This is a genomic window from Sessilibacter corallicola, from assembly GCF_021290925.1.
GTDB classification, from domain to species: domain Bacteria; phylum Pseudomonadota; class Gammaproteobacteria; order Pseudomonadales; family Cellvibrionaceae; genus Sessilibacter; species Sessilibacter corallicola.
On the sequence record NZ_JAJSLX010000001.1, the window covers coordinates 100,626 to 113,498 of the forward strand.

Here is a 12,873-nt window from a genome sequence, read left to right on the forward strand (position 1 = left end):
AACTGATACAACATAAAAGCCAACAACAAATCAGCAATCTAATCGTAAATAGACCGGCCAACCTCATCACACATTAATTGATCGACGATATTAATTGATCGAAAACAACACTTAAACATCCAACAAAGTGCTGGCTAGAACTTCTTTTTTTCCATTTTCAGATTTATAAAACTGCACCTCGATGGTTCCATCCAACGTTTCCATATCTTCTGGAATTTCTAACGGCAGCTGAGTGGTTCTTATTTTATTGGGAACATAAACCACATAATCTTTCATTTTTCCTAAAAGAAAGCTTGCTTCCGGATTAGCTCGACTTTTGTAGATAACATCAATATCGGCGTATACCGAACGCTCCCCTGTACGAGTTAATGAGAATTCGAGATTAGGTGAACTCTCAGAATTATTGTCTAAACCAGTAACGGAGACGTTCGATAACTCAAAAGTTGAGGATAAATCGCCGTTTCTGACGATTACAGGAATCGCGACGCGAAAAATAGCGTTTAGTTGAATACCAACTTCGCCATCTTTTAACGTTTCTTGTACTTGTAGCGTTTCACTGTTAGCGCTGTCTTGTGGAATACCATACATCAACAAATGCGAACGATATTCGCCAGGCTCAAGATCAGAGGGTTTTCTCAATAATAATCTTACAGTTTGTGATTCACCTGGAGCAATGGTGACTTGTCGAGGAGAATACTTAATTAGACTGCTCGCGGGAAACTGCCCTTGTTCAAATTCGGTAATTTCTTTTACGCCACCAAATTCATCCATGCCCATTTCAGTAAATTCAATACGAAATGTCGTAGTTTCATTACCTCTATTAACTAAGCTTACTGTTTTAGATCTATCACGGTCGTTGAATTCTGCCCGGGTTGGTACAACTGTCAAATCTCCAGCGGCTAAAACTTTACCAGGAACCAAAAGTAAAAATACTGTAATGTAAGAAAATAATCTAAAAAACATTGCCACAACCAGTTTTTATCGAGATGAGGAAAAACCCCAAATATTTTTATATTTGGGGCTAATAATATTTTAGTTATAAATTACCGTTATTTGGTATTGACCACTATAAACGCCTGATGCCTGACCCCCACCAACGTTTAAGGTACCACCAACTGCTAGACGGCGCTCACCTGTGCTAGTAATGGTTGTAGAGGAAATATTATTAAGTGTTGAAGAACTAGAACCTGTAGGTAAACCAACGTTGACGCCAGTAACCTGCATTGTGTCTTGACCATCTTCGGAAGTTAGCGTAAATGAATCCGTAATAGAAACAGCAAACGATGCATTAGCAAATCCAGTAACCACCCACTCGCCTCGTGTACCAGCAGCAGTGCGAATTAAATTACTTGGAGATTGTCTGTTATCAGAAGGACGAATGTTTACTGTACCAACCGTAGAGAATGGAGAAACTCGACCAAAATCCAATGCGGTCTGCTCTTCAATAGAGATGTTTTCAGATTGTACTTCGGCACTAGCACTACCGGTACCTGTAGCGGATTGTTGCGCTTGCGCCAAACCTGAGATAGCCAAAGATAGAACTGCTGCAGAAAATATCGATAGTTTTTTCATAATTAATTTCCTTATATTTAGGAGACAAATTAATAGCGTCATCAAAAATTACTATTTTTAATGTTTGAGCTATTTTTTATAGGCGATAAATATCCGTGCACAGAATATGCAATTATTTGAAACAAAAACTACAAAGAATATTCACCAAAAAGAATTACCAACCAATTAATCGATTACCTGAGAACTCAGATTACTCATCAACGGCGGCAAAAAAAGATTACACAAACTGGTTCACAAAAACCATATTTATTTTATTAAGAAAAACGCCCGCTTCAATCTTGTCATTAAAATCATTTTAAAAAGACTTAAAACCACCCAACAAGATGAAAAAACGCACAAACTTATAATTCTCACGTATTAAATCCATAAACGCTATGCAAAAAAATAATGTGAAAAAATAAAATCACTATTTAATAATTTTTTAGAAAATACGCAAACCAGTCAGAAAAGAATAATAATCAAACAAAATTCTATTTATGTTTTATCAATACATAATTTCATTTCTTTAAAATATGTTTTCCTAGGTAGAATCCAAAGCCCCTGTAATGTTTATCAGTACAATTTTAAATTTTTTAAGGCTTTTCGGTATTTATTAATAAGAAATCATTTTCAAGAATTATTTATATTGTCATGCAAAATACATGTTTTTAAGAGACAATAAATAAAATTTAAAACTAAAGAAGTTCTAGTCAGAATTTCAGAGAATCAATTTCTAACTCGTCAAGAAATTTACACAACTTTAACAAAGCTAAAAATCAATCAAATTCAATATATGATTAAACGCCTAAATCCTTAAAACAAAGATTTAAAAAATAGCAGACTAGACCAGGTAGAATTAGATTAAAGGCAAAATAAAGAGGAAAGAAAAACAACAAGAGAGACGAATAAGGCCGCAAGCACAAAAAACCCAAATAATATAAATAGAAATCCACACATCCTTGTGCGGATTGATGAATTACTCAATACCCGGCATAGATTTATAACCCGGTAATTCTTTAATACGAGACATCCAACTATTGATTGCTTTGTAAGGTGTTAAATCCACACCACCTTCCCAAGCAGTAGCAACGTATGGGAATACGGCACATTCGGCAATGGTCGGTCGATTTAAGGCTAACCACTCATTATTGGTTAAATGTCTTTCTAGCAAAGGCAAAATTCTGTCGCTGACCTCTAAGGTACGTTCTTTATTAAGCTGCATACCAAATTTATCCACTAAACGTGCAGCACAAGGACCGTTTTGAATTTCGTTTGAAGCAACCGAAAGCCACTGCACAATTTCACCTTGATGAGCGGCACTGTCTGGCCACCATTGGTTGCCACCGTATTTACGAGCTAAGTACACCAAGATAGCTTGTGAATCACGAAGTACAATATCTTCATCTTGCAGTACAGGTAATTCGCCCCAAGGGTTTAAGTCAATTACGGGAGATTTTTTGTGCTCACCTGTCATAAAATCGACTGGAATAATATCGATTTCAATTCCAGCAAGCGCACTGAATAAACGAACTTTATAACAGTTACCTGATAACTCCAGATCGTATAATTTCATCTCTATTAACTCTCTTTATTATTGATTTTCTGTGTCTGTCGACACTAGCTGATTAAATTCCAAAACGTTTCCGTCTGGATCTCGAATAAATAAGGTAATTCTTCGTGGACCAATAGGATGGATACCCTCGGTGATGACAATACCTTCAGAATCCAACCACTCTTTTAATTCATAGATATCATCAACAATAAAAGCGGGATGGGTCACACCAGGAAGTTTAACGGGTTCATCCAACAAACAATTGTGTGGATGGCGAGCGCCATTGAAAATTAAATTAATTCTTACGCCATCTCCAGACACCATTTCATTGGCTTCGTATTTATCAAAGACAAGAGTCTCCTTAAAACCTAATCGCTCATAAAACTCAACCGATCGGGCTCGATCGCTAACGCGAATTCCAACATGATCAAAACTTCGGGCAGGCTGTGGTGATTGACTACCAACCGACATAACGAATCCTCAACTTTAGTACTCATTTTTCGATCAGTATATTAATTCACACATTGGTAATAAATTGAATTTTATACATTTAATTATTTCGTTTTATAAAATAAAAGCCTATCCCAATCAGCAGTTATTTTTAGAAACAATTCCCTCACTATTTTACATTTACGCACCAATAATTACCTTTTTGGCGGATTTTGCAATTTTTCGAACTCAATTAGATCACTTAATTCATGTCTATTTGGTTAGAAATAACACCTTAGAAGGCATAAATGCCACTAATTAGTGCCAAATGCAGTTATTTCCACGGCACCACTATTAAGCTGGCCTGATTACTGCTGCTTAATAATTAACGGTTTTCACGTTTTAGTTAGTTTTTACTAAAACCACAATGAGTTTGGGGATAGTTAGCAGAATGAAGATGTTCGTTGCAGTATTAATGATTTTATTCGCTGGGGATTCGATTGCATTATCAATGGGTGACGCAATTAATATTGCTGGCCGCCAAAGAATGCTTTCTCAAAGAATTACTCAATCGTTTATCTTGACCGGGATTCAACCCGAACACGTTCATTACCAAACTCAACTCAAACGATGCATCAGTGAATTTCAAGAAAATTTAGACAAGCTTGAAACCCTAGAAGCCGCAAAATCCATACGCACCGATTTGTCAGAAGTAAAACAACTCTGGATTGAATTTAAACCCATTGCCGAAGGAGCAGTTAGCAAAGATAGCGCAGCGGTTCTTTATAAGAAAAGTGCCCCCCTGCTTTCTGCGGCACACGCTTACGTGGGTAAACTCGAAAAGCTCGCTGGCCACGCCAGTGCAGAATTGGTGAATGTATCGGGCCGTCAGCGCATGTTATCGCAGAGAATCGCGAAAAATTACCTGGCCTATTATTGGAACATCGACGATAAGAGCTTAGAAAATTTATATTCCGATCTCGCGGAATACGAGCTTATGCTGAATTATTTAAAAAGCAGCACCCTCAACACCGAGGAAATTTCTCGAAAAATACTGAAAACCGAAGGCAATTTAAAATTCGCCACCAAAGGCTTTGATGGCAATTTATCACTCGAAGGCAGACGCTTGATCTTTGTCGTAACAGGAACAACCGACATTATGCTAAGAAATATGGATGAAATTACCAAACTGTACGCGAAACTGCTCGACAGCCAACAATTAGCGGCTAATTAATAAACGCAGTGATTATAATTATAAACGTTATAGGCAAACTAATGAGTAACTCATCAGTACAAATATTCATTTACCCCTAACGTACAAGCTCAAGAATCAGTTGATTTCGTGTTTCTACAACGTTGCTTATTTTTGTACCGCGATACTGCTCTACTTCAGATTCAGTAAATTGAATGGCTTCGTTGTATTGAATTAGCTCTCTGGCGATAAAATTAAGTACATCCGCCAATTCTAAATTGGATAACGACGAATTCGACGAGCCAGGAACTTGAATAAAAAAGCGCCTACCTGGCGCAGACTGTAAAAATTCTTTTCCATAAAGCGTCATATCAGGAGCTCCGCCCGCGCTGCCTTTGCCATCGGCAGAATGACAACCTTGGCAATTTAATAGGTAGTTAATACGTGCGGAATTACTTTGCGCCAATACGCCAGTCGCCTGCATTAAAAAGATAGTCGTTGTAACCAATAGCACACCGCGCTTAACCATACGAATTAAAAAATGCCATCCGAAGATGGCGCAAGACTCTTTTGAGCAACACATTGACAAAGGACCTTAATTATTTAACGCAACACCCAAAACAACTGCTGTCGAGCAGTTATAAACATTACTTTCTGTGCCTAAACACCAATTTATGTCATTGTTAGAATGAGGTCGATACGTTGGTTTATCGTTTTCATTGCGGTTGCACAAACACCGTCCGCAACTGGTTTTACCGCAGCAATCGTTGTATGAAATAACGTAGTTTTTACCATCAACAGGATTGCGGCAGGTACCAATCCACGTGATAGGTGACATTTCTGTGCCCGGCGGGCAACTGCTGGCAGAACCACCGCAACAACTGCAAAGAAAGCCGTCGATGGCGCAGTAACGCCAATAGTCACAACTTGCGGGATTTCCCGGATCTTCTGGATTACCGGTCGATTGCACTCCCACCCCAGGGTAACCACCAGTGGCTTCACTGGCCCGAGCAACAGGCAATAACGGCACTGCTGCTGCGCCCACCAATAGTTTCGAAAAATTGGACAATAAATTTCTACGGGACGAATTCTGAGCGACTTTACGAGATGTTTTTTCCATCATTCGATCAAATAAATTCATAACACTTTTTGGCTCCTGATAACTAGGCGTAATTTTTCTGCATATATTCTTGAAGAGAAGCAACGCCAATTTCTTTTGCATTAAACAAGCTTTCGATGTGTTCGCGCGAATTAACGATACCTAAAGAGCGAATAATGCCACTTTCATCAATTAACACTGCGTAAGGTAATTTCGAGACACCGTAACTGGTACCCACTAATTCGGAATTAATAAATGGGTAGTCCGATAATTGTTTCGACTGAATAAATTGCGTTAAGGTTGAGCTGTCGTCATCGGATGCGAAAACCAAATCAACCCAATGACGCTCTGCTTTTGCTACTGACTTAACGATTGGGATTAACAAGCTACAGATTGGACAATCAGGAGCCACAAAAAATAATAACTGGCTTTTGTTGTTGTTCGGCGCGCCAACGGAGAAGGTATTATTGAGGGTGTTATTTAAGCTATTGTCGAGAGTGTTATTGCTGTTAATGTCAGAGACATCAATGACCGGAGCCTTATCACCGACACTCAATTGTTTATTGACAGACAATGCACCGGCCGGAGCAACTCGTTCATACAAAACGCCAATTTGGCGAACCAACGCAAAAACAATTAAACCTAGGATTACCACACACAACCACAACGCAATATTTGATGCGATCAATAAATTAACCATATTACACCCGTAATTTTTTTAACAATGAATAGTTACTAATCAGTAAATCGAATGAGAAATAAGAAACCACTAAAAAGCCAGAAAAAACCACGCCAACGCACCAAACCAGCAGCGGCGCTTGGGTTAATTCCTGCGGGTTAATACACAACAATAAAGCACCCGCCAGCAACAGGGAATTTCTCACCATCAGCAAATTAATAGAAACTTCTGACTTAGATTGCGTGAATGAACAGCCGCAATCGTCGAGCGTTAAATTTCGCACTTTAGCGCTGAATAATATCGCTGTGTACAGTGATAAAACCGCCAGCAGCAAAACACCCGAATATAAGACTGAGAAAAACAATGCCGTAATGATTGAAAGTACAACCACAGCACCTTCTAGCCATGGAATCATTTTACTCAGCGGCAAAGCAAAACTAACCGGTACGACACGAAAAGCTAACAACGCCTCATAAAACGACTGTGACGCTTGTATTTTGTGATAAGCAGACAACAAAAACACACTGACCAGAAAAACAAAAATAGAAACATTAACCAACAAGCTGAATGACGTCACGATGATTACCTCACTGCGTGCAACATAATAGGCATCGCGGCATCACCAACATTAATGTATTTTAAAAATTCGCCGGATGCCGAATAAATATCCATCCCCATTTCAACATTGGTTACAGTCAAGTAAGGCTGTTTGGAATTGGTCATTTCGATCGAAAAGGCGTTTTTATTCAAAGATACTGTTGATATTTTTTTCTGAGTTTTAGTATCAAATACCCAAACTTGTTCACCGCCGAATTTATGACTGCCGTTGTAGCCATTTTCATGCATGATGACGTATAAGTTATTATCGTTATCGGCTGCGGTAATTTGCCAACCGCCTGGACGCCAATTTTGTTCGGCCTCTTCATCAGAGACCAGCGACCAAGTGTCTAATAATTTAGGAACAGAACCCGATAAATCGATTCCCTGAACTCGGCCCAAATAACTGACAAAGTAAGCGGTTTGATCCATATAAACGGCTTTATCAAACAAGGGGTCGTCATCAACGCTAAAAAACGACGCTACGGTATTGCGCTCAATTTCTTTACCCGAGTCATCAATTTGAATGGCTAAGGCGCCGCCATCACTGCATAACGACATAAACCCGCGTTTACCCGCCGGATAAGCCATCGCGCAACCGGCCGTACTGATTTCATTAACAACTTTACGCTGTTCGGTATCGATAACGATCACCGATTGCGCGGGCGTAAATCCGTACACCAAAAGAAATTTATCGCCATCAATTAATTGCATCGCATTTTTATTTAATACGATTTGTGCACGATGGTTATTGGCGATAGGAATCTCACCAACAATCGCCAAGGTGCTTTTATCGTAAATTGTAACAACGTCTGTACGTTTGCCACGGGTAGATCGGTCGTAAAATGATTCAGCCACATAAAGTAACGGTTGATGTTTAGACTCAATGAACGAGGCCATCTGCGCGGCATCAATCATTCCTTTGTATTCATTGGTTTCGGCGGCAACATCCAGAACAATCACTTTACCGGTGACTAAACTCTGAAAATTAGCGTCGTGGGCAAAAATCCAAGTATCGGGGTAATCACTCGGTAATGTTTTGACACTGGGTATTGGTTCCGGCGACAGTTCTGCGCGGGCCAATGCCGTCAGTATCCACAGCCCGAAAATACAAATACAACGTACTCGTAAACTCATAAGTTTTCTCAATGTTTAAAGTGAACAGAAAAGATTTAATTACCAAGTATATTTGGCAGAAAGGCTCCACCAACGCGGGCGTCCAAAGTATTGCTCGGTAATACCAAAGACATCCACGCCCGATAAATCGAAGGCTTGCACGACGTATTCTCGGTTTGTTAGGTTTTCAACACTGGCGACCACTTGCCAACGCGAATCTGGAGATTCATAAGATAAACTGGCGTTGGTAATTGTATAGGCGTCTTGTTGTACGGTTTCGTCGCCGGTTAATGCAAAAATAACATCGTCGCGATAAACAAAATCACCTTGAAACGCAAACGATCCAAACCGGGTTGGCAATTCATAACGAATTAAACCGTTAACGTTTAAATCGGGCGATTGAATGGGTGTTTGTTTGGTGCCATCGAGCAGCTCAGCTTCAGCGTCGTTATAGGCGGCGCCGAGTAAAATATCCCAACGACTGCCTGGTGATAACTGTAATTCAGCTTCGAATCCTTGCGCCTGGGCGTCGGGACTGTTCACCGTGAAGGTATCTAAACCAATGATATTAAAGATTTGATAGTCTTTATAATCGTAATAATAAGCCGCTAAATTTAATCGACCGATGGTTCCAATATCGGTTTTAAATCCAATTTCGTACGCGTCTAATTGTTCGGGATCGTACGACAGGGTTTCATCGTCGTAATCGTTTGGCGGACTTAACGGAAAGATCGGTGCATTGTAACCACCACCTTTTACGCCGCGATTCCAACTGGCGTAGGCGAGTGATGTTGCATTCACAAACCAATCCAACTGCAAACGCCCGGAAACTTCCGTATCTTTGCGATCACTCACGTATTCGCCCAACACCGCTTGTTGAACGCGGTTGGTGTTAGCAGCAAATCCGGGTTGCGATTCCGGATTTAAAAATTCAACCGCATTAACGCTGTAGCTGAAATCTTTTTCATCTTCAATCACTCGAAGCCCGGCTACCAAATTAAATCGATCAGACAGAGGTATTTCTAGCTGTCCAAAAATAGACTGCGACGATAACTCCGAAGAATACGGGTTGAATAATCCCCCTTCGCTGCCGGCTACCGTGGTACCACCGCCACCAATAAACGGATCAGAGATAGCGCCGTTAGAATCATTGATATCTAACTCAAGAAAATACGCACCGGCGGTCCAACGAAATTTTTCTTGCTCGCCTTCAAGCCTTAATTCTTGAGAAAACTGTTCGGCATCGGTGGTCAAAAAGAAATTAAATAACGATACCGGTGAGGCGTCACTGTCTTCAATGTAGGTACGCTCTACAGAAGATGTATCGGTAATAGACACCAGCTTTAAGGAATCATTAATTTGCCAATTGGCGGTTAATGTTGCTCCTTTGGTATCTAACTGATTGAAACCCGGATCGTCGTAGTCACCCGCGTAAACATCGCCGTCATTATCAATGTAATTCAGTACTGGGTTTAACTCATTGGGGGTTAATTCTCCGGTCCGAATGGAACTGACATTTTCAAAAAAACCGGTATCGATATCTTGCTCGGCGACTCGTAAATTCAGAAGAAAATCTAAGTTATCGGAATAATTGTAGAGCAATTGTAAGCGTGCGCTTTGATCGTCACTGTTGTTAAGGTCATCACCGGTAAAGCGATTTTCAATATAACCGTCGCCTTGATTGGCGTTAAACGAAAAACGCGCTGCTAATTTATCGGTAATACCACCACCAATGGCACCTTCTAATTTGGTTTGTTCAAATCGCCCTAATGTGAATTTGCTGTAGGCATCAAATTCAAAGTCTGGCTTTACCGTCAAGAAATGAACCAAGCCGCCCGTTGCGTTGCGACCAAACAAAGTACCTTGCGGCCCGCGAAGAATTTCAACGCGTTCAACATCAAATAAACTGAAACCCGCTCCAGACATTTGGCTGATATAAACTTCGTCCACATAAATAGCCACTGGGCTTTCAACGTTGGTTGTGAAATCCGAATTGGTAACACCGCGAATGCCCACGGAATAATTCGCTTCACCATTGGGTTGAACGGTTTGTACACCCGGAGCCATTGCCGTGACCTGCTGTGCGTTATCAAATCCCAATGCTTCCAGCTGATCGCCGGTCATGGCAGTTACTGCAATCCCAACGTCTTGCACACTCTGTTCGCGCTTTTGAGCAACAACGGTAACTTCTTCCAATACTGCCGCAAAACTCAATCCAGCCTGCGTGCTACAGGCAAGACTCAGAAATAATTTCGCCTTAAGGTTCATGCCTTACTCCCAGATTGGTTGCTTTTAGATAGGTTGCGCGATCAATGCCTCGCAAAAAACCGTTGAGCAAGAGTTACGCCAATTAGGTACATATGTACCATTTACCATTTCTTGACTGCATTTAATCGGTGAGTGATTTACACTATCGGTAAAAATAATATGTTCATTTAGGTGATGATTTGAGTAACGAAAGTAACACTGCAACAACCGCTAAACCTGGTAAACGTGGCCCATATAAAAGCGGAATCGAGCGGCAAAAACAGATTTTAGAAGAAGCAACACAATTATTAATTGAAGAGGGATATCACAACTTTTCAATTCGAAAAGTAGCGAAAAGAGTGGGATTATCAGCGGGCAATATTCAGCATTATTTTCCCACCCGAGACAAGCTGGTTTCGGACATGCTGGAGTCAATTATTGCCAATTATTTTGTCGAGTTCGATCGCATAGAGGAAGGCACAAGCTCGCCGAAACAGTATTTATTTAAAATTATTCAGCATGTTGTTAATGATTTGACCAGCGAATTTACCACCGTATTTTTCCCGGAATTATGGTCACTGGCAAATCATGAACCTGAGTTTGATCAGCTCGTTGAAAATATGTATCAGCGTTACCGAGAAGTGTACAAAACCATTGCCTTACAAATAAACCCTGAACTCAGTGAAAAACAAGCTGAAAACTTTGCTTTGTTTTTATCGTCTTCCATTGAAGGCCACACCATGTTTATCGGCCACAATAAAGCTCACACACATTCCTGTGACTCAATCATTCAAATGGCTTACAACATGTCAATTACGATGATTGAAAGTGGCGATATTCCCGAGTGAACGAACACTCATAAATTGGTACAAATGTACCAATTTGGTGATAATGATCATTAATTGCACTGCAAAAGCCCAAAATAAAAACCAGTATTTAAAATAGATAATTTATTGAAAATACGTTTTTACTGAATTAAAAAAATTCGTTAATAATATTAACCGATTAAATTGGCAAAGGACTTTGTAAGCTGATCAATGAGTCAGAAATTATTTATTATTAACTCGCGTTAATTTCTGGGCGTCACGTTAACTTCTGAGTAGAAAGCTCGGATTCAAACGCAGGTTGGGTTTCGTGTTTGACAGGCAAATGAATAATAGAAGCCAGTAAACTCAAAAACATCGCAATCAGCCACACGCTCTCGTAGTTATTCAAAAACCAACCACCGGCATAAGCGCCAAAAAACGCCCCTATTTGATGGAAGAACATCGCCATACCAAACAATAAGGCTAAGTTTTCTTTGCCAAATAACTTATTAATTAGATTTGACGTAATCGGCACTGTAGCCAGCCAAACCAGACCAATAAACAAAGAAAATATCGCGATATTAAGGTTGTTTTTGGGTGACAGAATAAAAATAAGCAGTAACAAAGATCGCATGCCGTACAGAGCAATCAACAGAGATTTTGGATTGATGTGCTTCATTAACCATCCTGTTCCCAGCGTGCCGATGATATTGAAAAAACCAATAATACTGAGCGCCGTAGCTCCAGCAAAATAGGAAATATCGGTACTGTTGAGCGATTGGAAATAATGCGGAAGGTGTATGCTGATAAGAGTTACGTGAAAACCACAGATGGCAAACCCGATGTTGATCAGCATGTAAGAGAAATTATTAAAGGATTTTACCAAAACAAGAGCCGATTGCTTGTAACTGCTTTTCCTCGGTTTTTGCCCAAGCGCTCGTTTGTGATTTTCTTTAGGTTCTCCTTTAAGATCGTTCTCAGGATTTGAGGGTTTACTTTGATTTCCTGAATTTGCGCAGATCCAACCAGCCGGAAATAACAGCAGAGAGCCCAGCGCCATGGCCAAAATAATGTACTGCCAGGAAAAATACAGCAAACCCCACTTTACGGCGGGCAATAATAGGAATTGACCAATAGAGCCACCCGAGCTGACTATTGCGAAGATCATACCGGCATTTTCGGTAGGAATCTGTTTACCAACCGTCGCCAACACAATAGAAAAACTGAGCGCGCCCAGGCCAACACCCATAAATATGCCAGCCCCCATCAGAAACTGGGTTGGGCTTTTCGCGCTGTAAATAATCATCAGCCCGATAATCACCAGCGCGCTGCCGAATAGAATAATGGTTTTCTCGCCAATTTCGGCAACCAAAAATCCGAACAGAAAAGCAAACGTGCCCCACAACAGATTTTGCACGGCAATAACCATGGAAAAATCCAGGCCGGTAATATCGGTGGTACAGGTCACCGGCATCATCAGCAAACCAAACGACTGACGTACCCCCATGCTAAATAAGAGAACGAGAAAGCCAGCAACAACCACTGAATAATTAATTGAAGAATTAACTTGCATGGGAACCTCTGATTAACTCCAAATTACTCAGT

General features: G+C 40.4%; 13 protein-coding genes. 2 read left to right on the top strand and 11 right to left on the bottom strand.

Annotated elements, in window-relative coordinates:
- Positions 1 to 111: 111 nt before the first annotated feature.
- The 4 genes from LU361_RS00345 to LU361_RS00360 all read right to left on the bottom strand — a co-directional run bounded on the left by LU361_RS00345 (position 112) and on the right by LU361_RS00360 (position 3,574).
- On the bottom strand, positions 112 to 963 hold the full coding sequence (locus LU361_RS00345) for a fimbrial biogenesis chaperone (protein WP_233086323.1): 852 nt from the start codon (positions 961 to 963) through the stop codon (positions 112 to 114).
- A gap of 69 nt (positions 964 to 1,032) precedes the next feature.
- Entirely contained in the window at positions 1,033 to 1,572 is a 540-nt protein-coding gene (locus LU361_RS00350; RefSeq protein ID WP_233086324.1) for a DUF4402 domain-containing protein, read from the bottom strand.
- Between the two features lie 955 nt (positions 1,573 to 2,527).
- The gene (locus tag LU361_RS00355) at positions 2,528 to 3,124 is read right to left on the bottom strand and encodes a glutathione S-transferase family protein (RefSeq protein WP_233086325.1); all 597 of its coding nucleotides are present in this window, start codon (positions 3,122 to 3,124) and stop codon (positions 2,528 to 2,530) included.
- 18 nt (positions 3,125 to 3,142) lie between these two features.
- Complete coding sequence (locus LU361_RS00360; protein ID WP_233086326.1) at positions 3,143 to 3,574, bottom strand: VOC family protein; 432 nt, start codon at positions 3,572 to 3,574, stop codon at positions 3,143 to 3,145.
- A 409-nt stretch (positions 3,575 to 3,983) separates the two neighbouring features.
- Here LU361_RS00360 and LU361_RS00365 point away from each other — a divergent pair, with 409 nt between their 5' ends.
- Positions 3,984 to 4,766: a type IV pili methyl-accepting chemotaxis transducer N-terminal domain-containing protein gene (locus LU361_RS00365; protein ID WP_233086327.1), complete on the top strand. Its 783-nt coding sequence runs from the start codon at positions 3,984 to 3,986 to the stop codon at positions 4,764 to 4,766.
- Between the two features lie 76 nt (positions 4,767 to 4,842).
- Here LU361_RS00365 and LU361_RS00370 read toward each other — a convergent pair whose 3' ends face one another.
- The 6 genes from LU361_RS00370 to LU361_RS00395 are packed head-to-tail and all read right to left on the bottom strand — an operon-like array spanning position 4,843 to position 10,483.
- Positions 4,843 to 5,307 (bottom strand): c-type cytochrome, encoded by a 465-nt coding sequence (locus LU361_RS00370; RefSeq protein ID WP_233086328.1) that lies wholly within the window; start codon positions 5,305 to 5,307, stop codon positions 4,843 to 4,845.
- A 12-nt stretch (positions 5,308 to 5,319) separates the two neighbouring features.
- A complete protein-coding gene (locus tag LU361_RS00375; RefSeq protein WP_233086329.1) occupies positions 5,320 to 5,865 on the bottom strand; it encodes a methylamine dehydrogenase light chain in 546 nt (181 codons plus the stop codon).
- A 22-nt stretch (positions 5,866 to 5,887) separates the two neighbouring features.
- Positions 5,888 to 6,523 (bottom strand): redoxin family protein, encoded by a 636-nt coding sequence (locus tag LU361_RS00380; protein WP_233086330.1) that lies wholly within the window; start codon positions 6,521 to 6,523, stop codon positions 5,888 to 5,890.
- A 1-nt stretch (position 6,524) separates the two neighbouring features.
- Positions 6,525 to 7,079, bottom strand: coding sequence for a MauE/DoxX family redox-associated membrane protein (locus LU361_RS00385; protein WP_233086331.1), 555 nt, complete (start codon positions 7,077 to 7,079; stop codon positions 6,525 to 6,527).
- A gap of 5 nt (positions 7,080 to 7,084) precedes the next feature.
- Positions 7,085 to 8,236: an amine dehydrogenase large subunit gene (locus LU361_RS00390; protein ID WP_233086332.1), complete on the bottom strand. Its 1,152-nt coding sequence runs from the start codon at positions 8,234 to 8,236 to the stop codon at positions 7,085 to 7,087.
- Positions 8,237 to 8,275: 39 nt separating this feature from the next.
- On the bottom strand, positions 8,276 to 10,483 hold the full coding sequence (locus tag LU361_RS00395; protein ID WP_233086333.1) for a TonB-dependent receptor: 2,208 nt from the start codon (positions 10,481 to 10,483) through the stop codon (positions 8,276 to 8,278).
- 179 nt (positions 10,484 to 10,662) lie between these two features.
- Between LU361_RS00395 and LU361_RS00400 the strand changes: the two genes are divergently transcribed.
- Positions 10,663 to 11,310 (top strand): TetR/AcrR family transcriptional regulator, encoded by a 648-nt coding sequence (locus LU361_RS00400; protein ID WP_233086334.1) that lies wholly within the window; start codon positions 10,663 to 10,665, stop codon positions 11,308 to 11,310.
- A gap of 235 nt (positions 11,311 to 11,545) precedes the next feature.
- Here the strand turns inward: LU361_RS00400 and LU361_RS00405 are convergent, their stop codons facing one another.
- On the bottom strand, positions 11,546 to 12,841 hold the full coding sequence (locus LU361_RS00405) for an MFS transporter (protein ID WP_233086335.1): 1,296 nt from the start codon (positions 12,839 to 12,841) through the stop codon (positions 11,546 to 11,548).
- Positions 12,842 to 12,873: the final 32 nt, after the last annotated feature.